The sequence below is a fragment of the Pseudomonas sp. ANT_H4 genome (assembly GCF_008369295.1).
Taxonomy (GTDB): Bacteria; Pseudomonadota; Gammaproteobacteria; order Pseudomonadales; family Pseudomonadaceae; genus Aquipseudomonas.
Genome location: NZ_VOBG01000028.1, coordinates 39,916 through 65,408, shown reverse-complemented (window position 1 = coordinate 65,408; position 25,493 = coordinate 39,916). Strand labels below are relative to the sequence as shown.

21 protein-coding genes are annotated in these 25,493 nt (G+C 59.5%); 6 read left to right on the top strand and 15 right to left on the bottom strand.

Annotated elements, in window-relative coordinates:
• Both FQ182_RS25105 and FQ182_RS25100 read right to left on the bottom strand, forming a co-directional pair.
• Window positions 1-1,438 (bottom strand): DUF6531 domain-containing protein (locus FQ182_RS25105; protein ID WP_256666331.1); only part of this gene is annotated, 1,438 nt, incomplete at its 3' end.
• A gap of 176 nt (window positions 1,439-1,614) precedes the next feature.
• A complete protein-coding gene (locus FQ182_RS25100) occupies window positions 1,615-3,441 on the bottom strand; it encodes a sigma-54-dependent Fis family transcriptional regulator (protein WP_149414128.1) in 1,827 nt (608 codons plus the stop codon).
• A gap of 290 nt (window positions 3,442-3,731) precedes the next feature.
• Between FQ182_RS25100 and FQ182_RS25095 the strand changes: the two genes are divergently transcribed.
• The 6 genes from FQ182_RS25095 to FQ182_RS25070 are packed head-to-tail and all read left to right on the top strand — an operon-like array spanning window position 3,732 to window position 9,670.
• Entirely contained in the window at window positions 3,732-4,826 is a 1,095-nt protein-coding gene (locus FQ182_RS25095) for an ABC transporter ATP-binding protein (protein ID WP_149414129.1), read from the top strand.
• Window positions 4,826-5,923 carry an ABC transporter ATP-binding protein gene (locus tag FQ182_RS25090; protein ID WP_149414130.1) on the top strand — a complete coding sequence of 366 codons (1,098 nt, stop codon included), beginning with the start codon at window positions 4,826-4,828 and terminating at the stop codon, window positions 5,921-5,923. The genes FQ182_RS25095 and FQ182_RS25090 overlap by 1 nt, the downstream gene beginning before the upstream one ends.
• Window positions 5,920-6,786 (top strand): carbohydrate ABC transporter permease, encoded by an 867-nt coding sequence (locus FQ182_RS25085; RefSeq protein WP_149414131.1) that lies wholly within the window; start codon window positions 5,920-5,922, stop codon window positions 6,784-6,786. The genes FQ182_RS25090 and FQ182_RS25085 overlap by 4 nt, the downstream gene beginning before the upstream one ends.
• A 10-nt stretch (window positions 6,787-6,796) precedes the next feature.
• The gene (locus FQ182_RS25080) at window positions 6,797-7,597 is read left to right on the top strand and encodes a carbohydrate ABC transporter permease (protein WP_124387065.1); all 801 of its coding nucleotides are present in this window, start codon (window positions 6,797-6,799) and stop codon (window positions 7,595-7,597) included.
• A gap of 10 nt (window positions 7,598-7,607) precedes the next feature.
• Window positions 7,608-7,880, top strand: a complete 273-nt coding sequence (locus tag FQ182_RS25075; RefSeq protein WP_133100256.1) for a DUF2160 domain-containing protein — start codon at window positions 7,608-7,610, stop codon at window positions 7,878-7,880.
• Window positions 7,881-7,927: 47 nt separating this feature from the next.
• Complete coding sequence (locus FQ182_RS25070) at window positions 7,928-9,670, top strand: ABC transporter substrate-binding protein (RefSeq protein WP_133100255.1); 1,743 nt, start codon at window positions 7,928-7,930, stop codon at window positions 9,668-9,670.
• 166 nt (window positions 9,671-9,836) lie between these two features.
• Here FQ182_RS25070 and nuoN read toward each other — a convergent pair whose 3' ends face one another.
• From nuoN to FQ182_RS25005, 13 genes are all read right to left on the bottom strand, one after another.
• On the bottom strand, window positions 9,837-11,300 hold the full coding sequence (gene nuoN, locus FQ182_RS25065; protein WP_149414132.1) for an NADH-quinone oxidoreductase subunit NuoN: 1,464 nt from the start codon (window positions 11,298-11,300) through the stop codon (window positions 9,837-9,839).
• A 7-nt stretch (window positions 11,301-11,307) separates the two neighbouring features.
• Window positions 11,308-12,840, bottom strand: a complete 1,533-nt coding sequence (nuoM, locus tag FQ182_RS25060; protein WP_149414133.1) for an NADH-quinone oxidoreductase subunit M — start codon at window positions 12,838-12,840, stop codon at window positions 11,308-11,310.
• Between the two features lie 39 nt (window positions 12,841-12,879).
• A complete protein-coding gene (gene nuoL / locus FQ182_RS25055; protein WP_149414134.1) occupies window positions 12,880-14,733 on the bottom strand; it encodes an NADH-quinone oxidoreductase subunit L in 1,854 nt (617 codons plus the stop codon).
• Window positions 14,730-15,038: an NADH-quinone oxidoreductase subunit NuoK gene (gene nuoK, locus FQ182_RS25050; RefSeq protein ID WP_003174727.1), complete on the bottom strand. Its 309-nt coding sequence runs from the start codon at window positions 15,036-15,038 to the stop codon at window positions 14,730-14,732. The genes nuoL and nuoK overlap by 4 nt, the downstream gene beginning before the upstream one ends.
• A gap of 2 nt (window positions 15,039-15,040) precedes the next feature.
• On the bottom strand, window positions 15,041-15,544 hold the full coding sequence (nuoJ, locus tag FQ182_RS25045; protein WP_133100251.1) for an NADH-quinone oxidoreductase subunit J: 504 nt from the start codon (window positions 15,542-15,544) through the stop codon (window positions 15,041-15,043).
• A 9-nt stretch (window positions 15,545-15,553) separates the two neighbouring features.
• Complete coding sequence (nuoI, locus tag FQ182_RS25040) at window positions 15,554-16,102, bottom strand: NADH-quinone oxidoreductase subunit NuoI (RefSeq protein WP_149414135.1); 549 nt, start codon at window positions 16,100-16,102, stop codon at window positions 15,554-15,556.
• 11 nt (window positions 16,103-16,113) lie between these two features.
• Entirely contained in the window at window positions 16,114-17,121 is a 1,008-nt protein-coding gene (gene nuoH / locus FQ182_RS25035) for an NADH-quinone oxidoreductase subunit NuoH (RefSeq protein WP_133100250.1), read from the bottom strand.
• Window positions 17,118-19,832, bottom strand: a complete 2,715-nt coding sequence (nuoG, locus tag FQ182_RS25030) for an NADH-quinone oxidoreductase subunit NuoG (RefSeq protein ID WP_149414136.1) — start codon at window positions 19,830-19,832, stop codon at window positions 17,118-17,120. The genes nuoH and nuoG overlap by 4 nt, the downstream gene beginning before the upstream one ends.
• Window positions 19,833-19,967: 135 nt before the next feature.
• Window positions 19,968-21,323, bottom strand: a complete 1,356-nt coding sequence (gene nuoF, locus FQ182_RS25025) for an NADH-quinone oxidoreductase subunit NuoF (protein WP_149414137.1) — start codon at window positions 21,321-21,323, stop codon at window positions 19,968-19,970.
• The gene (gene nuoE / locus FQ182_RS25020; protein ID WP_149414138.1) at window positions 21,320-21,817 is read right to left on the bottom strand and encodes an NADH-quinone oxidoreductase subunit NuoE; all 498 of its coding nucleotides are present in this window, start codon (window positions 21,815-21,817) and stop codon (window positions 21,320-21,322) included. The genes nuoF and nuoE overlap by 4 nt, the downstream gene beginning before the upstream one ends.
• A gap of 2 nt (window positions 21,818-21,819) precedes the next feature.
• Window positions 21,820-23,604, bottom strand: a complete 1,785-nt coding sequence (gene nuoC / locus FQ182_RS25015) for an NADH-quinone oxidoreductase subunit C/D (protein WP_133100246.1) — start codon at window positions 23,602-23,604, stop codon at window positions 21,820-21,822.
• Between the two features lie 72 nt (window positions 23,605-23,676).
• Window positions 23,677-24,351, bottom strand: a complete 675-nt coding sequence (locus tag FQ182_RS25010) for an NADH-quinone oxidoreductase subunit B family protein (RefSeq protein ID WP_133100245.1) — start codon at window positions 24,349-24,351, stop codon at window positions 23,677-23,679.
• Window positions 24,352-24,361: 10 nt separating this feature from the next.
• Complete coding sequence (locus FQ182_RS25005; RefSeq protein WP_133100244.1) at window positions 24,362-24,775, bottom strand: NADH-quinone oxidoreductase subunit A; 414 nt, start codon at window positions 24,773-24,775, stop codon at window positions 24,362-24,364.
• Window positions 24,776-25,493 lie beyond the last annotated feature (718 nt).

Below are 25,493 nucleotides of genomic sequence, written 5' to 3'. Positions count from 1 at the left end.
CAAACCCCAGTCCGCAATCCACTTCCACCGCACTGGTGCGGTACACCCTTGTCCAGGCAAACGGCAGAAGCCCGTCCAGCTCACCGTCCGTGAGGGTCAGCAGTTCCTCACCGGTAACCATCGACACTGGGCAACCGTTAGTCGCCGTTTTATCGGCACTGGCCGCTGCATCGCCGTTAGGGTTTTTCGATTGCGCCGGTGCGTCGTCGTGAGGCTCCTGCTTGACCAGCGTCGTCCTCGGGGTCTTCTTGCCCCGCACCATAGGTGCCGGGTTCGGCACTTCAATCGGCTCCGCAAACGCAGGGGTAATCTTTAACGGCGCATTAGGCACAACCTTGATTGGCGCCGCCTGGGTATTAAGCAACATCGGCTTGAGCGCGTCGGCATGGGCGCTCAATGGCGGCCCGTCGAACGGTCTAGCCAGTTGCTCCAGCCACTGGCGCACCCGGGTGGACTTGATCTTGCCCAGCACCTGGGTGCTCATGCGTACCGCCAGGCCCATACCGCCGGTGACCCATGCCAGTAGAAGGTTGATCAGCACCTCGCTGCTGATCTCTCCCAGTAACTCGATCATGTACGGCGGCGGCAGCATCCGAACCCAACTGACAATCGCCGACAGGTAGATAAACAGCAGCGGCTCGTCGCTGAGTGCCAGCAACCCATTGGCAATCGCCTCGCTGCTCATCTTCAGCAGCTCATCAAGCTCGGTCTGGGTGAGGTACTGCAGCAGCTTTTCGCTGTTGGGCTTGAGATCCGCCAGCCATGCGTGCAGTTGCTGGATGTCGTCCCAGAGGTTGTGCAGGGCACCTTCAAAACCCCGCACATCCGCCTGGTGCAGCGATTGGTAGCGCTTGAGAAAGTTGGCCTCGGAGTAACTGTTCCATAGAGGTTCGAAGGCGCCAGTCCATTCACTGCGTAACCAGCCTTCCAGCGGGCCGATGACCGACTGATAGGAGGCATACAGCGCCTTGACGTGATCCCTGGAAACAGCGGGGTAGAAGGTGATCTGGTAACGCTGGCCCCGAATGCATTCGCTGACTTCAAGAATGCCGCTGGGGCCGATGGTCTTGTGAATGGCTTCGCCGATCGGGGCTCCATTCGGGGAGAGCGCTTGCAGCATCACCGGTGTATTGCCGATGGGCACAAAACGTGCGCTTTCAAACATATGCACCAGGGTCAGCGAACCGCTGGCCGAGCACATGGCGACGGTGCTGCTGGGGGCTTTGGACGCGGTCGGGACGACAAGGGCAACCTCATCCCCAACCTTGAAGACCTGCTCCACATCCAGGGCCAAAAAGCTCCAGAAGCTCTCCGCCCATTCTTCATAGGTATTCAGGCATTGCCTGAAGTCGTTAAGGACGGAGTCGACGTCTCGGGTCTTCGAATCGAGGGCAGCCAGCACCAGAAAGCCGATGGCTTTATTGGCCAGGGGATTCAAGAGGCCACCCGATGGGCCAGAACATTAGTCGGTTGCAACATCGGCGGTCCCTCGCGCTGTGTGATCAGGCGGGAGACTTTGGAGAGGTTTGTAAGAGAAAGAAGTCGGACTTATTCGTCAGTACTGATAGGACGTTTCGTCAAGTCATCGACTACATCTGCGCTTCAGCGTAGGAGTCAGCTGTCACCCTGGCGCAGACGCTTGTACAAGGTGTTGCGGCTCACGCCCAACTCACGGGCAAGATGGGAAATGTTGCCACCCAACGCTTTTAGCCGTTGGTTGAGGTCCAGGTTGTCATCCAGAACTTCATTGGCGGGGAGCGGCGCGGCTACGTTGAGATCTACAAAGAAATCATCCGGCAAGTGCTCCGGCCGGATTGGCTGATCTTCAGCCATGGCCAGCGCCACCTGCATCACGCTGCTGACCTGGCGCAAATTGCCCGGCCACGGATGTTGATCGAACAGCGCCAGTACTTCGGTGCTCAGCCCAGCCCATTGGGTCGGTTCACGGTGTTGTTGCCACAATTGCTTGAACAGCGCCTGCTTGTCACTGCGCTCGCGCAAGGGCGGCAGTTCCAGGGTCAGGCCGCCGATGCGGTAATAGAGGTCTTCGCGAAAGCGGCCGATCTGTACCTGTGCGCGCAACGAGCGGTTGGTGGCGGAGATGATCCGCAAGTCCACCGGGAACAACTCGCTGCTGCCCACTGGCTGCACGCAGCGTTCCTGCAATACCCGCAGCAGTCGAGCCTGGGTTGGTAGGGGCATGTCGCCGATCTCATCAAGAAACAGAGTGCCTTTGTCGGCCTTGCGGATCAGGCCGATGCTGCCTTTCTGATTGGCGCCGGTGAACGCGCCTTTTTCGTAGCCAAACAGCTCCGATTCCACCAGCTCGGCAGGAATCGCCGCACAGTTGACGGCGATAAATGCTTGTTGGCTGCGGGAGCTGGCCTGGTGCAGGGCTTTGACGAACACTTCTTTGCCGACGCCAGTTTCACCGTGGATCAGCAGCGGAATATCCTTTTCCAACAGCCGCTCGGCCTGGCGTACGGCCTTTTCCACACGGCTGTCGCCAAAGTGCAGGGTCTTGAGGCTGATAGGGGTGGCTACGGCGGGCGCTGGATCGCTAAACACGCGGGCCTGGATCGGCGTCTGTTTGGGCCGCTTCAACAGGCATTGGAAGCGGTTGCGCCCGGCGGCTTGCAGGGCGAAGGGCAAGCCTTCGGGTTGGTTGAGCAGTTCCAGCAGCGACACCTTGAACAGGCTGTCGATCATCACCCGCGACAGGCTGATACCCAGCAGGTTGTCGGCACGGCGGTTGGCCGATAGCACCTGGCCGCTTTCATCAAAAATCAGCAAACCGGCCCACTGGCTGTCGAGGTTGCTCAGGCCAGTATTGAAGGTTAGCTGGAAATGTTCGCCGCGAAACAGGTTGAGGATCAGCCGGTTTTCCACCGTCTGGCTCATCATCTTGACCATGCCCAGGGTGTGGGACGGCGGCAGGTAACTGTCGCTGGACACGTCCAGTACCGCGATGATCTCGCGCTTGGCGTCGAAGATCGGCGCCGCCGAGCCGGTCATGAAACGATTGGCCTTGAGGAAGTGTTCATCGTGCTCGATATGTACTGCCTGGGCACAGGCCAGGGCGGTGCCGATGGCGTTGGTGCCACTGGAGCGCTCCATCCAACTGGCGCCGGCGCTGAAGCCTCGGGCCAGTTTAGGCTCGATAAAACGTTGGGTGCCCCAGGAGGTCAGCACCTGGCCCTGGTTGTCGGCGAGCATGATCAGGCAGTTGGAGTTGCTGAGGATGTTCTCGTAATAGGGCAGGACTTCCTGGTGGGTGGTCTGCACCAGGGAATGCTGGCTTTCCAGCAGTTGACTGATGCCCTCGGCGGGCAGTTGATCGAAGCTCGGCGTGCTCTGATGATCCAGGCCAAAGGCGCGGCAGCGGCGCCAGGAGTCCTGGATGATGGTGTCGTGAGTCAGCAGTGGGGCAGGTGCGGCCATTTCTGTGACCTTCTTTTTATTGTTTTTTTATGGGGCTCATCTTGTAGGAGCGAGCAAGCGCGCTCCTACAGAGGCTCATTCAGTGTTGTTCAGAACTGTTCATTGTCAACCTGGAGGCTGTTCAATTGTTCAGTGCGGGATGTTCATTTCTGTTCAGCAGTGAACGCAGGGTTTGCCTTCCATTTACCCAACGCCTTTCTTATCAAGGACCTGCGCTGGCTATTGGCTTTTGGCACGAAACTCGCTCTGACATTTCGATAGAACAATTCCAATAATAAAAAGGTCGTGTCATGTCATTGACCCTGGAACATGTCACCCGCGTCGTCGAAGGCCAGGCCTGGATCGATGATGTCAATCTGCGCTTTGAAGCCGGCTCCTTCAACGTTCTGCTGGGCCGCACCCTGTCCGGCAAGACCAGCTTGATGCGTCTGATGGCCGGCCTGGACAAGCCCGTCAGCGGTCGCATCCTGATGAATGGTGTTGATGTCACCCAACAATCGGTGCGGTTGCGCAACGTGTCGATGGTCTACCAGCAGTTCATCAATTACCCGACCATGACCGTCTACGAGAACATCGCTTCGCCGTTGCGCCAGGCCGGTGTCTCGGCTGAGCAGATCCAGAGCAAGGTACTGGAAACCGCGAAGATGCTGCGCATCGAGAAATTTCTGCAACGCCATCCCTTGGAACTATCCGGTGGCCAGCAGCAGCGCACGGCCATGGCCCGAGCGCTGGTCAAGGACGCCGAGTTGATCCTGTTCGATGAGCCGCTGGTGAACCTGGACTACAAACTTCGGGAAGAACTGCGTCAGGAAATGCGCGAACTGTTCAAGGCGCGCCACACCATCGCCATTTACGCCACCACTGAACCCAACGAAGCCCTGGCCTTGGGCGGCACCACCACGATCCTCCACGAAGGCCGGGTGATCCAGAGCGGCAAGGCCGCTGAGGTGTACCACCAGCCGCGAACGGTTCTGGCTGCCGAATTGTTTTCCGAACCGCCGATCAATCTGATGCCGGGACGGATTAGTGGTAATGAAGTGAGTTTCGCCAACTTCGTGCATTTCCCGCTGAACGTCGACCTGCGGCCCATCGGTGAAGGTGAGTTCCGCTTTGGCGTGCGCCCCAGCCATATCAGCCTGGTGCCCAGCAATGATGATGACCTGGAGCTGGCGGTAACCGTGGAAGTCGCGGAAATCAGCGGCTCGGAAACGTTCCTGCATGTGCGCAGTGAACATTTTCTGCTGGTTTTGCATCTGCCAGGGGTTCACGAATACGACGTCGATGCGCCGATCCGGATCTATATCCCCACCCACAAATTGTTTGTGTTCGATGGTCAGGGACGGTTAGTCCAGGCCCCCGGTCGACGTGTCGCGAGGGTTGCCTGATGGCCGAAATCCATTTGCAGAACCTGGCTCATAGCTACAGTCCTACGCCAACAGGCCCTGAGGACTACGCCATTCGCGAAATGAACCACGTCTGGGAGCAGGGTGGCGCCTACGCGTTGCTTGGCCCCTCAGGCTGCGGCAAGTCCACCTTGCTCAATATCATCTCCGGCCTGCTCAGCCCGTCGGAAGGCCAAGTGATGTTCGACGGCAAGGTGGTCAACGAGCTGACCCCGGAAAAGCGCAACATCGCCCAGGTGTTCCAGTTTCCGGTGGTGTACGACACCATGACGGTGTTCGACAACCTGGCCTTTCCCTTGCGCAACCAGGGCATGGCACCCGCGAAAATTCACAGCAAGGTGCAGGAAATTGCCGAGGTCCTCGACCTGCAGGCCCTGTTGAGCAAGAAGGCTCGCAACCTCACTGCCGATGAAAAGCAAAAGGTCTCCATGGGCCGTGGGCTGGTGCGCGATGACGTGTCAGCGATCCTGTTCGACGAGCCGTTGACGGTGATCGACCCACACCTGAAATGGAAGCTACGGCGCAAGCTCAAGCAGATCCACGAGCAGTTCAACATCACCATGGTCTACGTCACTCACGACCAACTGGAAGCCTCGACCTTTGCCGACAAGATTGCGGTGATGTACGGCGGGCAGATCGTGCAATTCGGCACGCCACGGGAGTTGTTCGAGCGGCCCAGTCATACCTTTGTCGGTTATTTCATCGGCAGCCCTGGGATGAATCTGATCGAAGTGCAGGCGGACGCCGGTGGCGTGTGCTTTGCCGGGACGCACCTGGCGTTGTCCGAGGCGCTGCAACAGCGGATCGCGCAAATGGATTACAAAAAACTGCAGGTCGGCATTCGCCCGGAGTTTATCCATGTCTGGGATGAGCCCAACCCCGATGCGTTGCAGGCTGATGTGGTCCACGTCGAAGACCTAGGCACCTACAAGATCATGACCCTGAACCTCGATGGCGCGCCGCTGAAAGTGCGCCTGGCCGAGGACAAGCCGGTGCCAGAGGGCCGGGCGTCCATCAGCTTTCCCGCGCAATGGTTGATGGTCTATGCCGACGATTACCTGCTGGAGATGCAGCCATGAATAAGGTGCAGAACAATAAGGCCTGGTGGTTGGTGCTGCCGGTGTTTCTGTTGGTGGCCTTCAGCGCAGTGATTCCGATGATGACGGTGGTCAACTATTCGGTGCAGGACATTTTCGACCAGTCCAGCCGCTACTTTGTCGGCGCTGACTGGTACAAGCAGGTGCTGCTGGACCCGCGATTGCATGACTCGTTGCTGCGCCAGTTCATTTATTCCGCCTGCGTGCTGCTGATCGAGATTCCTTTGGGGATAGCCATTGCCTTGACCATGCCCACCAAGGGCCGCTGGTCGTCCCTGGTGCTGATCGTCATGGCGATTCCGTTGCTGATCCCGTGGAACGTGGTCGGTACTATTTGGCAGATCTTCGGCCGGGCCGATATCGGTTTGTTGGGCTCGACCCTCAATGCGATGGGCATCAGCTACAACTATGCCGCCAACACCATGGACGCCTGGGTCACGGTGCTGGTGATGGACGTCTGGCACTGGACTTCACTGGTAGCACTGCTGTGCTATTCGGGGCTGCGGGCGATCCCGGATGTGTATTACCAGGCGGCGCGTATTGATCGCGCATCAGCCTGGGCGGTATTCCGACATATCCAGTTGCCAAAGATGAAGAGCGTGCTGCTGATCGCGGTGATGCTGCGCTTCATGGACAGTTTCATGATCTACACCGAGCCGTTTGTGCTGACCGGTGGGGGTCCAGGCAATGCCACCACCTTCCTGAGCCAGACCTTGACCCAGATGGCCGTAGGGCAATTCGACCTGGGCCCGGCGGCGGCATTTTCCCTGGTGTATTTCCTGATCATCCTGTTGGTGTCCTGGCTGTTCTATACCGCCATGACCCACTCCGACGCCAATCGCTGAGGCCGCCATCATGAGCAAACGCAAGCTTGTGCCGCTGCTGATCTACATCCTGTTCCTGCTAGTGCCGATCTACTGGCTGCTGAACATGTCCTTCAAGAGCAACACCGAAATCCTCGGCGGCCTGACACTGTTTCCCCAGGATTTCACCCTGGCTAACTACAAGGTGATCTTCACCGACCCCAGTTGGTACACCGGCTATCTGAACTCGCTGTATTACGTCAGCCTGAATACGGTGATTTCCCTAAGCGTGGCGTTGCCGGCAGCCTATGCGTTTTCCCGCTACCGTTTCTTGGGGGATAAGCATCTGTTTTTCTGGCTGCTGACCAACCGTATGGCGCCGCCGGCAGTGTTTCTGCTGCCATTTTTCCAGCTGTATTCGTCTATCGGCCTGTTCGACACCCATATCGCCGTGGCCCTGGCTCATTGCCTGTTCAACGTGCCGCTGGCGGTGTGGATTCTTGAAGGCTTCATGTCCGGGGTGCCCAAGGAAATCGATGAAACCGCCTACATCGATGGCTACAGTTTTCCCAAGTTTTTTGTGAAGATTTTTATCCCCTTGATTGGTTCTGGGATCGGCGTGACGGCGTTTTTTTGCTTTATGTTTTCCTGGGTCGAACTGTTGCTGGCGCGCACGCTGACGTCGGTCAACGCCAAGCCTATCGCGGCGGTGATGACCCGTACGGTCTCGGCCTCCGGCATTGACTGGGGTGTACTGGCGGCGGCGGGAGTGTTGACCATTCTGCCGGGTATGCTGGTGATCTGGTTTGTTCGTAACCATGTGGCCAAGGGCTTTGCTCTGGGCCGGGTCTGAGGAGTCGATGATGGAATGGATGGCCTGGACCACCCCGACTGCGCTGTTCTTTGCGGCCATTGCCCTGCTGCTGGCGGGCATGACCACCTGGGAGTTGCGCTCGCCGAGTATCCCCCGGCGCGGCTTTTTACCGATCAGCACCACTCGTGGTGATCGTTTGTTTATTGGTCTTCTCGGGAGCGCCTACCTGCATTTGCTGGTGATTGGCGTGACCGGCTGGAGCATCTGGGTGGCGTCCGCGCTGTCCCTGGTGTGGCTGTTGGCTGTGATGCGCTGGGGCTAGTTGCCAGGTCTTGGCACCCCCACTCTGTACTTAACCAGGAGGTCTCTATGTTCGACAAAAACAATAAGCTGCGACATAGCATTTCATTGGCGGCCGTGCTGGCGCTCAGCGGGTTGAGCGCTGCAGCCTGGGCCGATGCCTACGAGGACGCGGCGAAAAAATGGATCGGCAGTGAGTTCAAACCGTCCACCCTGACCGAAGCCCAGCAGCTCGAAGAGTTGAAGTGGTTTATCAAGGCGGCCGAGCCGTTTCGTGGGATGAAGATCAACGTGGTGTCGGAAACCCTGACCACCCACGAGTATGAATCCAAGGTGCTGGCCAAGGCTTTCAGCGAAATCACCGGGATCAAGCTGACCCACGACCTGTTGCAGGAAGGCGACGTGGTGGAGAAGCTGCAAACCCAGATGCAGTCCGACAAGAACATCTATGACGGCTGGGTCAACGACTCGGATTTGATCGGTACGCACTTTCGCTACGGCAAGACTGAATCCATCACCGATCTTATGGCCAACGAAGGCAAGGACTTCACCTCGCCGACCCTGGACCTCAAGGACTTCATCGGCATTTCCTTCACCACCGCGCCGGACGGCAAGATCTACCAGTTGCCCGACCAGCAGTTCGCCAACCTGTATTGGTTCCGCGCCGACTGGTTCGAGCGTGCGGACCTGAAAGCCAAGTTCAAGGAAAAGTACGGCTATGAGTTGGGCGTGCCAGTGAACTGGTCGGCCTATGAAGACATCGCCAAGTTCTTCACCGAAGACGTCAAGGAAATCGACGGCAAGCGCGTCTACGGGCACATGGACTATGGCAAGAAAGACCCGTCTCTGGGCTGGCGTTTCACCGATGCCTGGTTCTCCATGGCTGGTGGTGGCGACAAAGGCTTGCCTAATGGCTTGCCGGTGGACGAATGGGGCATTCGCGTCGAGGATTGCCATCCGGTGGGCTCCAGCGTCACCCGGGGCGGCGACACCAATGGCCCGGCGGCGGTCTTTGCCACGCAGAAGTATGTCGACTGGATGCGCGCCTACGCGCCGCCGGAAGCAGCGGGCATGACCTTCTCCGAATCCGGGCCGGTGCCGTCCCAGGGCAACATCGCCCAGCAGATATTCTGGTACACCGCCTTTACTGCCGACATGACCAAACCCGGCCTGCCGGTGATGAATGCCGACGGCACGCCGAAGTGGCGCATGGCGCCATCGCCGCGTGGGCCGTATTGGGAGGAGGGCATGAAGCTGGGGTATCAGGACGTGGGTTCCTGGACCTTCCTCAAGTCGACACCGGAGAAACAGAAACTGGCGGCCTGGCTCTATGCCCAGTTTGTGACCTCGAAAACCGTGTCGCTGAAGAAAACCATCGTCGGCCTGACGCCGATCCGCGAGTCTGACATCAACTCCCAGGCCATGACCGACCTGGCACCGAAGCTTGGCGGGCTGGTGGAGTTCTATCGCAGCCCGGCCCGTGTGCAATGGACACCGACCGGGACCAACGTGCCGGATTATCCACGCCTGGCCCAACTGTGGTGGAGCCATATTTCGGAAGCCGCCAGCGGCGAGAAAACCCCGCAACAGGCGCTGGACGGTTTAGCCAAGGACCAGGACGCCATCATGACGCGTCTGGAACGCTCCAAGGTGCAGCCGATCTGCGGGCCGAAGATGAACCCGGAGCGCGATGCGCAATACTGGTTTGATCAGCCTGGGGCGCCGAAGCCGAAACTGGCGAACGAGAAGCCCAAGGGTGAAACGGTCAACTACAACGAGTTGCTCAAGTCGTGGGAGGCGGCGCGTAAGTAAGAGGGGGCGTTAGTAGAACGGCACCGTGAGGTGCCGTTTTTTGTGGTGTTTCTGCTACCGCTATCGCGATAGCAATAGACGTCGCGCGGCCCCTCTTGGATCTATTCCCAGAAACGCAAAACGGCACCCGAAGGTGCCGTTCTATTTACTGCAATCGCCTAAACGATCAACCCGCCATCACCGCATGCTGCACCAAGGTGAGCAACGGTTGTGGGTAGACGCCGAGGAAGAACGCCAACAAGGCGATCGCCAGCAGCATCACGCCGCCGGCTTTCTGTTCCCAGTGCAGTTCGGCGTCGACACGGCGCAGGTTTGGCTCGATCAGGTACAGCGTCACCATCACGCGCAGGTAGTAGAAAACGCCGATGGCGCTGCCCAATACCAGCGAAGCCACCAGCCACCATTCGTGCGCTTCAACACCGGTAGCCACAATGTAGAACTTGCCGATGAAGCCAGCGGTCAGTGGGATACCGGCCAGGGACAGCATCATCATGGTCAACACGGCAGTCAGGTACGGGCGGCGCCAGAACAGGCCGCGATACTCGTACAGGGCGTCGGCGTCGCGGCCTTTGTAAGGCGAGGACATCAGCGTGATCACGCCGAACGCGCCAAGGCTGGTGATCACGTAGGTGACCAGATAGACGCCGATGGCTTCCACCGCCAGGCCCTTGCTTGCCACCAGGGCGATCAACAGATAGCCGAAGTGAGCGATGGACGAATAACCCAGCAGGCGCTTGAGGTTGTTCTGGGTCAGGGCCAGTAGGTTACCGAACAGGATCGACGCGATGGCGATGATGGTCAGCACGTCGCTCAGTACACCGGTGTTGGCTGCAGGCGAGATCTGGAACAAACGCACCATCACTGCAAACACCGCGACTTTCGAGGCGGTAGCCAGGAAAGCAGCGACTGGCGCCGGGGCGCCTTCGTACACGTCCGGGGTCCACAGGTGGAACGGCACCAGCGACAGCTTGAACGCCAGGCCGATCAACATCATTGCCAGGCCCAACTGGGCAATTGGCGCAGGCATGCTGGTGGCGGCCAGGGCGTGACCGATACCGCTGAAGCTCAGGCTGCCAGCTTCGGCGTAGAGCAGCGCCATACCGAACAACAGGAACGCGGAACCAGCCGCCGACAGCACCATGTACTTGATGCCGGCTTCCAGGGAGCGCTTGTTGAAGAAGGCGTAGGCCACCAGGCCGTAGGTCGGGATCGACAGCAGTTCCAGGCCGATGAACAAGCCGGCCAGGTGTTGCGCGCTGACCAGGACGATACCGCCGGTGGCAGCCAGCAGGATCAGCAGATACAGCTCTTCGCGGTTGCCTGGGTAACCGGTGCCGCCTTCGCCGAGGTAGGCGTGGGCGAGGGTGACGCAGGCCAGAGTGGCGACGAGGATCAACGCGATGTACAGCAGCGCGAAGTCATCGACCATCAACAGCGGGGTGACCGCCAGTGGCGCGACCTTGAGTGCCGGGATGATCGACAGCAAAGCCACGTTCAGGCCCGCCACCGAAATCAGGAAGGTCTGCGAGTGGTTGCGGCGCCAGGCGATCGCCAGCATCACCGTTACAACGGTGAGGCTGGTGATCAGCAGCGGCGCAAGCGCGATAAAATGTTGGATCGTGAATTCCATAGCGCTCTTACCGGGCCGAAGCGAGTTGAGTGAAGGCGGTGCCGAACCATTGCTGCACGCCATGCATCGTTGCGGCAGAGGTATCGAGGAACGGCTGCGGGTACACGCCGATGTAGATCAGCAGCACTGCAAGGCCGAGCACCATGATCAGTTCGCGAGCATCCAGGCCATGCAACACGGCGTCCGACTTGGACGGACCGAAGTAGGCACGGTGGATCATGATCAGCGAGTAGACCGAACCGAACACCAGGCCGGAGGTAGCGATAGCACTGACCCACGGTGTATTGACGAACGCACCCATCAGGATAAGGAATTCGCCAATGAAGTTGCCGGTACCCGGCAAGCCCAGGGACGCGGCGGCGAAGAACAGGCTGATGGCCGGCAGGTAGGCGATACGCGACCACAGGCCGCCCATCTCACGCATGTCACGGGTGTGCAGACGCTCATACAACTGGCCACTGAGGATAAACAGTGCCGCCGCCGAAACGCCGTGAGCCAACATCTGGATCACTGCACCTTGCAACGCGACCTGGCTGCCGGAGTAGATGCCGATCAGTACGAAGCCCATGTGGGAAACGGACGAGAAGGCGATCAGACGCTTGATGTCGGTCTGGGCGAAGGCCAGGAACGCACCGTAGAAGATCCCGATCAGACCGAGGGTCATGGCGATCGGCGCAAACTCGGCCGAGGCATTCGGGAACAGCGGCAGGGCGAAACGCAGCAAGCCGTAGGCCGCGGTCTTCAACAGGATACCGGCCAGGTCCACGGAACCGGCGGTCGGCGCCTGGGCGTGAGCGTCAGGCAACCAGGAGTGGAACGGCACCACCGGCAGCTTCACCGCGAAGGCGATGAAGAAGCCCAGCATCAAGATGTACTCGGTGGTCAGGGACATCTTGGTTTTCAGTAGCGTGGCGTAATCAAAAGTGATTACCCCGGTGCTGTTGAAGTTGACCAGTACCAGGCCGAGGATCGCCACCAACATGATCAGGCCGGAAGCCTGGGTGAAGATGAAGAACTTGGTCGCCGCGTAGATCCGGGTTTTCTTGCCGTCCGAAGAACTGTGACCCCAGAGCGCGATGAGGAAGTACATCGGCACCAGCATCATTTCCCAGAAGAAGAAGAACATGAACAGGTCGAGGGCGAGGAACACGCCGACAACACCGCCCAAAATCCACATCAGGTTCAGGTGGAAGAAGCCCACGTGATGCTGAATCTCTTTCCAGGAGCAGAGTACCGAGAGGATACCCAGCAGGCCGGTCAGCAGGATCATCAACAGCGACAGGCCATCGAGGGCCAGGTGCACGTTGATGCCAAAGCGCGGGATCCAGATGTGCTTGAACTCAAGCGCCCAGGTGGGATCGGCGCCAGGCGCCGGAGCAAATGAATAGTCGCCATGGGCCCACAGCCAGAGGCCGAGAGCGAGTTCCAGGGACATGGTCAGCAACGCAATCCAGCGGGGCAGGGTAGCGCCGAAGCGCTCACCCATCCAGCAGAGCAGGCCGCCGATAAAGGGAATCAGGATTAGCCAGGGCAGAATCATGACGGGCTCGTTTCCTTTCGCAAGTTCGCAAAGTTCATATCAGACCGCTACCACAACGATGGCGCCGATCACCAGCACGGCACCGGCCGCCATGGAAGCTGCATACCAGCGCAACTGGCCAGTCTCGGTGCGGCTCAGGGCGGTGTGACCAGCCTTGGCAGCACGCGGGATCAAACCGATGGTCTGGTCGAACGGGTCTTTGCGCAGTACGTGGCTGATCGCAAGGTAAGGCTTGACGAACAGTTTGTCGTAGACCCAGTCGAAGCCCCAGGCAGCGAACCACCAGGCCGAAAGGAAGCGGCCAATGGCACTGTTGGCAACGGCGGTGACGAAGCGACGCTTGCCGAGGAACAGCAGTGCCGCCAGCAGGATACCGGCCAGGGCGATGGCGCCCGAGGCGATTTCCAGGCTGTGCTTGGCGTCGCCGCCGGCATGGCCGACGCTTTGTGGTAACACGCCAGCCAGTGGCGGGGTGATCATGGCGCCGACGAAGGTCGACAGGATGATCAGCACCGACAGTGGCAGCCAGTGGGAGATGCCATGGCCCGCGTGGGCTTCGGTCTTCGCTTCACCGTGGAACGCGATGAAGATCAGGCGGAAGGTGTACAACGAGGTCATGAACGCACCCACCAGGCCTGCATACAGCAGTCCCTGGTTACCGCTGGCAAAGGCTTCCCAAAGGATTTCGTCTTTGGAATAGAAGCCTGCGGTCACCAATGGCAAGGCCGACAAGGCCGCGCCGCCGACGATAAAGCTGGTGTAGGCCAGTGGCAGCTTCTTCCACAGGCCGCCCATCTTGAAGATGTTCTGCTCATGGTGGCAGGCAACAATCACCGCACCGGAGGCAAGGAACAGCAGGGCCTTGAAGAAGGCGTGGGTCATCAGGTGGAAGATCGCGCCTTCCCAGGCACCAATGCCCAGGGCCAGGAACATGTAGCCGATCTGGCTCATGGTCGAGTAGGCGAGGATGCGCTTGATGTCGGTCTGAACCAGTGCAGCGAAACCGGCGAGCACCAGGGTCACACCACCGACGATGCCGACAAGATGCAGGACGTCCGGCGCCAGGGTGAACAGGCCGTGGGTACGGGCGATCAAGTAGACACCGGCGGTTACCATCGTCGCGGCGTGGATCAGTGCCGAAACCGGAGTAGGACCGGCCATCGCGTCCGCCAGCCAGGTTTGCAGTGGCAGTTGCGCGGATTTACCGACAGCGCCGCCCAGCAGCATCAGGGTCGCCAGGGTGATCCAGAAGTCACCGACCTGGAATTTCTGCGGCGCGAGCACCAGCAGTTCCTGGATATTCAACGTACCCAACTGTTGGAACAGGATGAACAGGCCGATGGCCATGAACACGTCGCCGATACGGGTGACGATAAAGGCCTTGAGTGCCGCGTTACCGTTGTTGCGGTTGCTGTAGTAGAAACCGATCAACAGGTACGAGCACAGGCCCACACCTTCCCAGCCGAAGTACAGGAACAACAGGTTATCACCCAGCACCAGGAACAGCATGCTGGCGATAAACAGGTTGGTGTAGGCGAAGAAGCGCGAGTAACCGGCTTCACCGCGCATGTACCAGGAGGCGAACAGGTGGATCAGGAAACCCACGCCCACCACCACGCCAAGCATGGTGATCGACAGGCCGTCGACGTAGAGGGCGAAGTTGGGCTTGAAGCCCTCCACCGACATCCACTGCCACAGCACCAGGGTGTAGTGACCACCCTCGGGCGGCGCGACGTTGAATTGCCAGATGACGTAGGCGGCGACAATCGCCGACAAGCCAATGGACCCGACGCCGATCAGGGCCGAGAGATTTTCCGAGAGACGTCCACGGGAGAACGACAGCAGCAGAAAACCGATCAGGGGAAATACGAAAGTCAGAAAGATCATGTTCATCCGCGCATCTCACTGGCAGCGTCGATATCAAGCGTGTGGAAGCGACGATACAGTTGCAGCAGAATCGCCAGGCCAATACTGGCCTCGGCGGCTGCCAGGCTGATCACCAGGATGAACATGACTTGTCCATCCGGCTGGCCCCACCTTGCACCTGCCACGATGAACGCCAGTGCAGCGGCGTTCATCATGATTTCCAGGCTCATCAACACGAAGAGAATGTTGCGGCGCACCATCAGGCCGACCAGGCCAAGGCAGAACAGGATGCCGGCGACCGCCAGACCATGCTCCAAAGGGATAGCAGGCATCATCATTGCTCCTTGGCTTCGTTGCGGCCCAAGTGGAAGGCGGTGATGGCTGCGGCAAGCAGCAGCATCGAAGCCAGTTCGACCACCAGCAGGTACGGGCCGAACAGGCTGATGCCCACGGCCTTGGCGTCTACGGTGGTGTGGCCGATGGCGTGGCCGCTCTGGTGAGCGAACAGCACATACAGCAGCTCGCCAAGCAGCAGGGCTGCCAGGATCACCGGGCCGATCCAGATGCCGGGTTTGAGCCAGACGCGCTCCTGGGCGACCGAAGCCGGCCCCAGGTTGAGCATCATCACCACAAACACGAACAGCACCATGATGGCGCCAGCGTAGGCGATCACTTCCAGCACACCGGCGAACGGTGCGCCGAGGCTGAAAAAGGTCATGGCCACGGCGATCAGCGAAATGATCAGGTAGAGCAGGGCGTGCACGGGGTTCGTGTTGGTGATCACGCGAAGCGTGGCCACTACTGCAATACCCGATGCGAAATAGAAAGCGAATTCCATCTTTCTTCCTTAAGGCAGCAAGCTCTTCACGTTGATCGGCTCGGCTTCGTTTTGCGCGGAGCCTTTTGGCTTACCGGCAATGGCCATACCTGCAACACGATAGAAGTTGTAATCAGGGTTTTTACCGGGACCAGAGATCAGCAGATCTTCTTTCTCGTACACCAGGTCCTGACGTTTGAACTCGGCCATTTCGAAATCCGGTGTCAGCTGGATCGCGGTGGTCGGGCAGGCTTCCTCACAGAGACCGCAGAAAATGCAGCGCGAGAAGTTGATACGGAAAAACTCCGGGTACCAACGACCGTCTTCGGTTTCAGCTTTCTGCAGGGAGATGCAGCCCACCGGGCACGCCACGGCGCACAGGTTGCAGGCCACGCAGCGCTCTTCGCCGTCGGGGTCGCGGGTCAGGACGATACGGCCGCGATAGCGCGGCGGCAGGTACACCGCTTCTTCCGGGTATTGCAGGGTGTCGCGTTTGCGAAAGCCGTGACCGAACACCATCACCAGGCTTCGCAACTGGGTACCGGTACCCTTAACGATGTCGCCAATATATTTGAACATGGGTCAAATCCTCACTGAACCGCGCCCGCTGGCGTGTTCAACAACACAACGGCAGCAGTCACCAGCAAATTGATCAGGGTCAGCGGCAAGCAGAACCTCCAGCCGAAATCCATCACCTGGTCATACCGTGGACGCGGGATGGCAGCGCGCAGCAGGATGAACAGCATGATGAAGAACGAGGTCTTCAAGACGAACCAGAGGAAAGCCAGTTGCGGCAGGATGCCGAACGGACCGTGCCAGCCACCGAAGAACAAGGTCACCAGCAGCGCCGAGATCAAGATGATGCCGATGTACTCACCGACGAAGAACATGCCCCATTTCATGCCGGCGTATTCAATGTGATAACCGTCGGCCAGTTCCTGTTCCGCTTCCGGCTGGTCGAAGGGGTGACGGTGAGTCACGGCTACGCCTGCGATGAAGAAGGTACAGAAGCCGAAGAACTGCGGAATGATGAACCACAGGTTCTGCGCCTGGTACTCGACGATGTCGCGCATGTTGAACGAGCCGACCTGCACCACGATGCCCATCAGGGCCAGGCCCATGAACACTTCGTAGGACACGGTCTGGGCCGAGGCCCGCAAGGCGCCCAGCAGGGCGAACTTGTTGTTACTGGCCCAACCGGCGAACAGCACCGCATAGACCGACAGACCGGCCATGGCGAAGAAGAACAGCAAGCCGATGTTCAGGTCCGCCACGCCCCAGGTCGGGGTGATCGGGATGATTGCGAAGGCAATCAGCAAGGCGCTCATGGCCACGACCGGTGCCAGGGTGAAGATCACCTTGTCGGCAAACGGCGGGGTCCAGTCTTCCTTGAAGAACATTTTCAGCATGTCGGCGGCGATCTGGAACATGCCGAACGGGCCAACGCGGTTCGGACCGTAACGGTCCTGCCACCAGCCCAGCAGTCGACGTTCGACGAAGCTGAGCAGGGCGCCCGCGACCACCACGGCCAGCAGGATCACGATGGCCTTGACGACCGCAATGATCACGTCGATCACTTCAGGGGTGAACCAGGTCATTGCGCTGCCTCCTGCAGACCGTCAACGATAAAGCCTGCAATTGCCGGCGGGATACCGGCGATACCTGCTGGCAATGCCACCAGGCCGGCGCCCAGCTCTTCGTTGATGCGCAGCGGCAGACGCAGGGTCTGGCCGCCTACGTTCAAGCTGAGCAGGGCACCGTCGTTGACGCCCAGGCGATCGGCTTCCGACTTGGCCAAGGCTACATAAGCAGCCGGGATGCGCTCTTGAACCGGCGCGGCCTTGGAAGAGTTCTCTTCGCTGCCGAACAGGTGGAAGAACGGCACGACCTGCCATGTACCCTGGGCCGGGTTGAAGGCGCGTGGAACATTGGCGAACCAGTTCAGCGAGTCACCCTGGCTTTCGATCAAGCGGGTGCCTGGGTCGCCAGCGCGGATATGACCACCGACTTCGTCCTGGAACTTGTTCCAGGCTTGCGGCGAGTTCCAGCCCGGCGACCAGGCGAACGGCACCTGCTGGCGAGGCTCGACCGAGCCCGAGTAACCTTCCATGGAGAAGGCGAACGCGGTGTCGTTGTCTTGCGAAGTACGCGGTTCATGCACGCTGATGTCGGCGCGCATGGCGGTACGACCGGAATAACGCAACGGTTCACGGGCCAGTTTCATACCTTTGATGCGGAACGAGGCGGACGGTGCAGCGTCGACGATGCGGGCCAATTGCGGCGTGCTGGAAGCGCAGGCTGCGGTGACGTGGTCCAGTAGGGTCCAGTCGATTGGCTGGTTCAGCAAGGTGGCGCGCAGGGCATGCAGCCAGCGCCAGCCTTCGTGAACCAGGATGCTCGCGTCGAGGTACTTCGGATCGAACACTTGGAAGAAGCGCTGGGCGCGGCCTTCCTGGCTGACCAGAGTACCGTCGCCTTCAGCGAAGCTTGCCGCTGGCAGTACCAGGTGGGCACGGTCGCTGGTGGCGGTTTTCTGGTGGTCGGCAACGATCAGCACTTTGGCCGCGTTTAGCGCAGCGTCAACCTTGGCTGCGTCAGTGCGGGTGTACAGATCGTTTTCCAGCACCACGATGGCATCGCTGCTGCCGTCGATCACGGCTTGCAGGGCGGCGTCCAGGGACTCGCCACCCAGCATGGCCAGGCCGAGGCTGTTGGCTTCTGGCACGATCAGGCTGATGGAACCGTTCTTCTCGCGCAGCTTGAGGGCCTTGGCGATGTTGGCCGCGGCTTCGATCAGCGCCTTGGAACCCAGGGAGGTACCGGCGATGATCAGTGGGCGCTTGGCCGCCAGCAGGGCGTCGGCGATGCGCTTGGCCAGTTCCAGGGCTTCGGCGTCCAGGCCCTCAACGGCAGGCGCGCTGGCGTCGATGGCATGGGCCACGGCAAAACCGATGCGGGCGAGATCGTCAGGCGCGGCGTGAACGCACTCTTCGGCGATATCGTCGAGCTTGGTTTCAGCCAGGCTTGCGATAAACAGCGGGTTCAGCGCGTTCTGGCCGATGTTTTTCACCGCCGCGTCGAGCCATGGCTGGACGCGCAGGGCGTCGGCCATGTCTTCAGCCTTGCCCTTGACCGACTGGCGCAGGGCCAGGGCCATGCGGGCGGCGGTCTGGGTCAGGTCTTCACCGAGGACGAAGATCGCGTCATGGTCTTCGATGTCGCGCATGTTTGGCACAGGCAGCGGGCTGTCGTTCAGCACTTGCAGGACCAGGCGGATGCGTTCCAGTTCAGCGGCTTCGATACCCGAGTAGAAGTGCTCGGCGCCTACCAGTTCGCGCAACGCGTAGTTGCTTTCGAGGCTGGCGCGGGGCGAACCGATACCGACGATGTTGCGACCGCGCAGCAGGTCAGAGGCTTTATCCAGCGCCTGGTCCAGGCTCAGCTTGGCACCATCGGCCAGCAGCGGTTGGCGTGGACGGTCTTCGCGGTTGACGTAGCCATAGCCGAAACGGCCACGGTCGCACAGGAAGTACTGGTTGACCGAACCGTTGAAGCGGTTTTCGATACGACGCAGTTCACCATAGCGCTCGCCAGGGGAGATGTTGCAACCGCTGGAGCAGCCATGGCAGATGCTCGGCGAGAACTGCATGTCCCACTTGCGGTTGTAGCGCTCGGAGTGAGTCTTGTCGGTGAACACACCGGTTGGGCAGACCTCGGTGAGGTTGCCGGAGAACTCGCTTTCCAGCACGCCATCTTCAACGCGACCGAAGTACACGTTGTCGTGGGCGCCGAACACACCGAGGTCGGTGCCGCCGGCGTAGTCCTTGTAGAAGCGCACGCAGCGGTAGCAAGCGATGCAGCGGTTCATTTCGTGGGAAATGAACGGGCCCAGTTGCTGATTCTGGTGAGTACGCTTGGTGAAGCGATAACGGCGCTCGTTGTGGCCAGTCATCACGGTCATGTCTTGCAGGTGGCAGTGACCGCCTTCCTCGCAGACCGGGCAGTCGTGCGGGTGGTTGGTCATCAGCCATTCAACGACGCTGGCGCGAAACACTTTCGCTTCTTCGTCGTCGATGGAAATCCAGCTGCCGTCGGTGGCGGGGGTCATGCAGGACATGACGATCCGACCACGCTTGTCATTCTCGTCGGTGTACTGCTTGACCGCGCACTGGCGGCAAGCGCCAACGCTGCCAAGGGCGGGGTGCCAGCAGAAATAAGGGATATCGAGGCCTAGCGACAGACACGCCTGTAACAGGTTGTCTGCCCCATCGACTTCGAGCTCTTTGCCGTCTACGTGGATAGTGGCCATGGTTCAAAGTTCTTCGTTGGCCCGGTGTCAGCGGGCGTGGCTAATGGAATCTTGTTATTCATGTGAATCAACACAGCCTTAAAGGCGTCATCACATGAGAAAGCGAAGGGCACGGACCTTTCGCCTTGTTAAGCGTTACGCGCCGACTACGATCGGCCTCGCCAGAGGCGGGACGGCGGCGCTGGTGGGCGCGATGCCGGCTTCGAACTCCGAACGGAAGTATTTGATTGCGCTGCCCAATGGCTCCACGGCGCCCGGTGCGTGAGCACAGAAGGTCTTGCCAGGGCCGAGGAAGCCGACCAGACCCAACAGGGTCTCGATGTCACCGGGCTGACCTTCGCCTTTCTCGATGGCCATCAAGAGCTTGACGCTCCATGGCAAACCATCGCGGCAAGGCGTGCAGAAGCCGCAGGATTCGCGGGAGAAGAACTGCTCCATGTTGCGCAGCAAGGAGACCATGTTGACGCTGTCGTCCACCGCCATGGCCAGGCCGGTACCCATGCGGGTGCCCACCTTGGCGATGCCGCCGGCATACATTTGTGCGTCCAGGTGCTCGGGCAACAGGAAGCCGGTACCGGCGCCGCCTGGCTGCCAGGCCTTGAGGGTGTAACCGTCGCGCATGCCGCCGGCGTAGTCTTCGAACAACTCGCGACCGGTGATGCCGAATGGCAACTCCCACAAGCCAGGGTTCTTGACCTTGCCGGAGAAGCCCATGAGCTTGGTGCCCATGTCTTCACTGCCTTCGCGGGCCAACGATTTGTACCAGTCCACGCCGTCGGCAATGATCGCCGGCACGTTGCAGAGGGTTTCAACGTTGTTTACGCAAGTCGGCTTGCCCCACACACCGACGGCGGCAGGGAAGGGCGGCTTGGAGCGCGGGTTGGCGCGGCGGCCTTCGAGGGAGTTGATCAGTGCGGTTTCTTCACCGCAGATGTAACGCCCTGCGCCGGTGTGGACGATCAGCTCGAAATCAAAACCGCTGCCCAGGATGTTCTTGCCCAAAAGGCCGGCTGCCTTGGCTTCTTCCACTGCACGGTTCAAGTGCTTGGCGGCGGTGGTGTATTCGCCACGCAGAAAGATGTAGCCACGGTAGGTTTTCAGCGCTCGGGCACTGATCAGCATGCCTTCGATCAGCAGATGGGGCAGTTGCTCCATCAGCATGCGGTCTTTCCAGGTGTTGGGCTCCATTTCATCCGCGTTGCACAGCAGGTAGCGGATGTTGATGGATTCGTCCTTGGGCATCAGGCCCCACTTCACGCCCGTGGGGAAGCCTGCACCGCCGCGGCCTTTCAGGCCTGCGTCTTTCACGGTCTGGACGATGTCGTCCTGGGCCATGTCGGCAAAGGCTTTGCGCGCGGCAGCGTAACCGTTCTTGGCCTGGTACTCGTCGAGCCAAACGGCTTCGCCATCGTCACGCAGGCGCCAGGTCAGCGGGTGAGTCTCGGCCGAACGCTTGATGCGGTTGGCAGGACCGAAGGAAGTCAGGGTCATGGGTAGCCCTCGAGCAATTGGGCGACGCCAGCAGTTTGCACGTCACCGAATGTGTCGTCGTCGATCATCAACGCCGGCGCCTTGTCGCAGTTGCCCAGGCAGCACACCGGCAGCAGGGTAAACCGGCCGTCAGCGGTGGTCTCGCCCAGGCCGATGCCCAGCTTGCTCTGGATTGCGCCGACCACGGACTCGTGGCCGCCGATATAGCAGACCATGCTGTCGCACACGCGAATGATGTGGCGGCCCACCGGTTGGCGGAAGATCTGGCTGTAGAACGTAGCCACGCCTTCAACGTCGCTGGCGGGGATGCCGAGTATCTCGCCGATGGCGTAGATGGCACCGTCTGGCACCCAGCCACGTTCCTTCTGGACGATCTTCAAGGCTTCGATCGACGCCGCGCGCGGGTCTTCGTAGTGATGCAGCTCGTGCTCAATGGCCGAGCGTTCGGTTTCACTCAAGGTAAAACGGTCTGTCTGGATAAGCGTGCTGTTCATGCTTAGCGGTCCACGTCGGCCATAACGAAATCGATACTACCCAGGTACGCAATCAAGTCCGAGACCATGCTGCCTTTGATCACCGAAGGGATCTGCTGCAGGTGCGGGAAGCTTGGGGTGCGAATCCGGGTGCGGTAGCTCATGGTGCCGCCATCGCTCGTCAGGTAATAACTGTTGATACCCTTGGTCGCTTCAATCATCTGGAAGGACTCGTTGGCCGGCATTACCGGGCCCCACGAGACTTGCAGGAAGTGCGTGATCAGGGTTTCGATGTGCTGCAGGGTGCGCTCTTTAGGCGGCGGCGTGGTTAGCGGGTGATCCGCCTTGTACGGGCCTTCCGGCATGTTGCGCATGCACTGGTCGATGATTTTGATGCTCTGGCGCATCTCTTCGACGCGCACGATGCAACGGTCGTAGGCATCGCCATTGGCCGCCAGCGGGACTTCGAACTCGAAGTTCTCGTAGCCGGAGTACGGGCGTGCTTTACGCAGATCGAAATCACAACCGGTGGAACGCAGGCCGGCACCCGTGACGCCCCATTCCAGGGCCTCTTTGGTGTTATAGGCAGCGACGCCGATGGTCCGACCCTTGAGGATACTGTTGTCCAGGGCGGCTTTCTGGTACTCATCGAGGCGTTTTGGTAGCCACTCGACGAAGTCTTTCACCAGTTTTTCCCAGCCGCGCGGCAGGTCATGCGCAACGCCGCCGATGCGGTACCAGGCCGGGTGCAGACGGAAACCGGTGATAGCTTCGATCACCGTGTAAGCCTTCTGGCGGTCGGTGAAGGTGAAGAACACCGGCGTCATCGCACCAACGTCCTGGATATAGGTACCCAGGAACAGCAGGTGGCTGGTGATCCGGAAAAACTCGGCCATCATGATGCGGATGGTGTCGACTTTGTCCGGCACCTTGATGCCGGCCAGCTTCTCGACCGCGAGCACGTACGGCAGGTTGTTCATCACACCGCCGAGGTAATCGATACGGTCGGTGTACGGGATGAAGCTGTGCCAGGACTGGCGCTCGGCCATCTTCTCGGCACCACGGTGGTGGTAGCCAACGTCCGGCACGCAGTCGACGATTTCTTCGCCGTCCAGTTGCAGGATGATGCGGAAGGCACCGTGAGCCGAAGGGTGGTTCGGGCCCAGGTTGAGGAACATGTAGTCCTCGTTGGTGCCGGAGCGTTTCATGCCCCAGTCTTCCGGACGGAAGCGCGCGGCTTCTTCTTCAAGCTGCTGCTTGGCCAGGGTCAGGCTGTACGGATCGAATTCAGTGGCGCGGGCAGGGAAGTCCTTGCGCAGCGGGTGACCTTCCCAGGTCGGCGGCATCATGATGCGCGACAGGTGCGGGTGGCCGGGGAAATCGATGCCGAACATGTCCCACACTTCACGCTCGTACCAGTTGGCGTTTGGCCAGATACCGGTCACGGTCGGAATGCTCAAGTCGCTCTCGGAGAGGGCAACCTTGATCATCACGTCGCTGTTACGTTCCAGCGACATCAGGTGATAGAACACGGTGAAGTCGGCGCCGCTCGGCAGCCCCTGGCGCTTGGTACGCAGGCGTTCGTCCACGCCATGCAGGTCATAGAGCATGACGTACGGCTTGGGCAGGTTGCGCAGGAAGCTCAGGACTTCGACAAGCTTGGCACGCGCCACCCACAGCACCGGCATACCAGTACGCGTGGCCTGGGCGGTGAAGGCGTCAGGGCCAAAACGGTTATTGAGTTCGACGACCACATCCTGGTCGTCTGCCTTGTAAGGCGGGATGTACAGAGCACTGCCTGTAGTCATGGTTTTTTATCGCTTTCGGTCAACGTAAAGAATGAAGCCAGGTTTTCGTTCTATAAAAGAAGCGGCTCTGGATCAGACTTCGTCGGGGCTGCGCAGGTTGGTGACCTGAATACGCTGTTCGCGGCGCTGTTCCTTTTGTGACGGCATCTCGGCGCGGTATACGCCTTGATCTCCGACAACCCAGGAAAGTGGGCGACGCTCCTTGCCAATCGATTCCTGCAACAGCATCAAGCCTTGCAGAAATGCTTCAGGGCGGGGCGGGCAGCCAGGCACGTAGACGTCCACGGGCAGGAACTTGTCCACCCCCTGAACAACGGAGTAGATGTCGTACATGCCACCGGAGTTGGCGCACGAACCCATGGAGATAACCCACTTTGGTTCGAGCATTTGCTCGTAGAGACGCTGAATGATCGGCGCCATCTTGATAAAGCAGGTACCGGCGATAACCATGAAATCCGCCTGGCGCGGCGATGCCCGGATAACTTCGGCGCCAAAGCGCGCGATGTCGTGGGGCGCCGTGAAGGCGGTGGTCATTTCCACGTAGCAGCAGGAAAGGCCGAAGTTGTACGGCCACAGGGAGTTTTTACGCCCCCAGTTGACCGCGCCGTTCAGCACGTCTTCCAGCTTGCCCATGTAGATGTTTTTGTGGACTTGGTCTTCTAACGGATCGGAAACGGTTTCCCGCTCGCCGATGGGGTACTGCTCGTTAGGAGCATCCGGGTTGATCCTGGTGAGATTGTATTGCATCGCCAAAGCCTCATTGTTTCAGCTTCGCTTGCCGCTTGCGACGAGCTTCCGGAGCCCAGTCAAGGGCGCCCACTCGAAATAGGTAGACAAGGCCTGCCAACAGAATTGCTATGAAAACGAGAGCTTCGACGAATCCGGTCCAGCCACTTTCGCGGACGGACACAGACCAGGCAAAGAGAAAAAGGGCTTCGATATCGAAGATCACGAAGAGCATCGCGACCAGATAGAATTTGGCTGAGAACCGCAAGCGGGCGCCACCTGTAGGTAGCATGCCGGACTCGAACGGTTCGTTTTTGCTGCGACCCCAGGCTTTTGACCCCAGGAGGCTGGATACACCGAGCATGAAGGCGCAAAGGCCGACGACACCCAAAAGGAAAATGGCAAAGCCCCAGTTGTGGGCCATGAGTCCTGTCGCTTCGGGCATGCTGGTAATCCTTAACAGAGAGCAAGGGTCTCTGAGCTTGATAAAGAAATAAAGCAGTGACGATATGTCGCAGAGCAATCAATCGCGGTGATTTTATGGCTAAACACCGGGCAAGTAAAATTCCGAGAGCGAATTTATTCGATGGAATAAGGACATAGTGCACCTTTGTGGGGCTGCAGCCCATACGCTACGGGCATTAGCTTGATTTTCATCAATTATGTTTTGTTTAACGAGTAATGAAGTTTCTGCCCTCCAAATGATAATGACTATTGTTTGAGCGGATTTTAAACGGGTGTTGGGTGTGTTACGGGAGAAGTTGTTGTTACTTGCCCGTTTGGCCCAAGTTGGTAAAGGGGATCTTTTAACCGAATCTTCCGAAGCGAATACCGCTCTGGATCAATGTTCTGCGAAAATTCTGGCGCTGGGCGCATTTCCAGTGAGAGTCGGGCTTGTTGTGCCGAGTGGGCTTGTCGGATCACCGAACCGCCGCGTTGGAGCGCGGAGCACTCCCTGGCCGGCCACTGTGATTTATCAGAAAGACCGCAGTGATCTTACTGGGGCTACTGCGCAGCCCAGCGCGGGCAAGCCCGCTCGCCACAGGGAATTTACACATCAGCTAGCGCCCATCCGCTTTTGCTTTTCACCACTCAGGTCGGCTACCAGGCCGCCGTGCTTTTGCTTTTGATCTAAGGCGCCCCGTTAACCACGATGGCTGAAC

What these genes read in the sequence shown, in the direction of transcription:
- FQ182_RS25080 (WP_124387065.1), top strand. Translation starts at nt 6,797, where the DNA reads ATGAGCAAACGCAAGCTTGTGCCGCTGCTGATCTACATCCTGTTCCTG.
- nuoN (WP_149414132.1), bottom strand. Translation starts at nt 11,300, where the DNA reads ATGGAATTCACGATCCAACATTTTATCGCGCTTGCGCCGCTGCTGATC.
- FQ182_RS25005 (WP_133100244.1), bottom strand. Translation starts at nt 24,775, where the DNA reads ATGCCCGAAGCGACAGGACTCATGGCCCACAACTGGGGCTTTGCCATT.
- FQ182_RS25090 (WP_149414130.1), top strand. Translation starts at nt 4,826, where the DNA reads ATGGCCGAAATCCATTTGCAGAACCTGGCTCATAGCTACAGTCCTACG.
- nuoH (WP_133100250.1), bottom strand. Translation starts at nt 17,121, where the DNA reads ATGACCTGGTTCACCCCTGAAGTGATCGACGTGATCATTGCGGTCGTC.
- FQ182_RS25070 (WP_133100255.1), top strand. Translation starts at nt 7,928, where the DNA reads ATGTTCGACAAAAACAATAAGCTGCGACATAGCATTTCATTGGCGGCC.
- FQ182_RS25085 (WP_149414131.1), top strand. Translation starts at nt 5,920, where the DNA reads ATGAATAAGGTGCAGAACAATAAGGCCTGGTGGTTGGTGCTGCCGGTG.
- nuoC (WP_133100246.1), bottom strand. Translation starts at nt 23,604, where the DNA reads ATGACTACAGGCAGTGCTCTGTACATCCCGCCTTACAAGGCAGACGAC.
- nuoK (WP_003174727.1), bottom strand. Translation starts at nt 15,038, where the DNA reads ATGCCTGCTATCCCTTTGGAGCATGGTCTGGCGGTCGCCGGCATCCTG.
- nuoJ (WP_133100251.1), bottom strand. Translation starts at nt 15,544, where the DNA reads ATGGAATTCGCTTTCTATTTCGCATCGGGTATTGCAGTAGTGGCCACG.
- FQ182_RS25100 (WP_149414128.1), bottom strand. Translation starts at nt 3,441, where the DNA reads ATGGCCGCACCTGCCCCACTGCTGACTCACGACACCATCATCCAGGAC.
- nuoM (WP_149414133.1), bottom strand. Translation starts at nt 12,840, where the DNA reads ATGATTCTGCCCTGGCTAATCCTGATTCCCTTTATCGGCGGCCTGCTC.
- FQ182_RS25095 (WP_149414129.1), top strand. Translation starts at nt 3,732, where the DNA reads ATGTCATTGACCCTGGAACATGTCACCCGCGTCGTCGAAGGCCAGGCC.
- nuoE (WP_149414138.1), bottom strand. Translation starts at nt 21,817, where the DNA reads ATGAACAGCACGCTTATCCAGACAGACCGTTTTACCTTGAGTGAAACC.
- nuoG (WP_149414136.1), bottom strand. Translation starts at nt 19,832, where the DNA reads ATGGCCACTATCCACGTAGACGGCAAAGAGCTCGAAGTCGATGGGGCA.
- nuoL (WP_149414134.1), bottom strand. Translation starts at nt 14,733, where the DNA reads ATGAACATGATCTTTCTGACTTTCGTATTTCCCCTGATCGGTTTTCTG.
- nuoI (WP_149414135.1), bottom strand. Translation starts at nt 16,102, where the DNA reads ATGTTCAAATATATTGGCGACATCGTTAAGGGTACCGGTACCCAGTTG.
- nuoF (WP_149414137.1), bottom strand. Translation starts at nt 21,323, where the DNA reads ATGACCCTGACTTCCTTCGGTCCTGCCAACCGCATCAAGCGTTCGGCC.
- FQ182_RS25010 (WP_133100245.1), bottom strand. Translation starts at nt 24,351, where the DNA reads ATGCAATACAATCTCACCAGGATCAACCCGGATGCTCCTAACGAGCAG.
- FQ182_RS25075 (WP_133100256.1), top strand. Translation starts at nt 7,608, where the DNA reads ATGGAATGGATGGCCTGGACCACCCCGACTGCGCTGTTCTTTGCGGCC.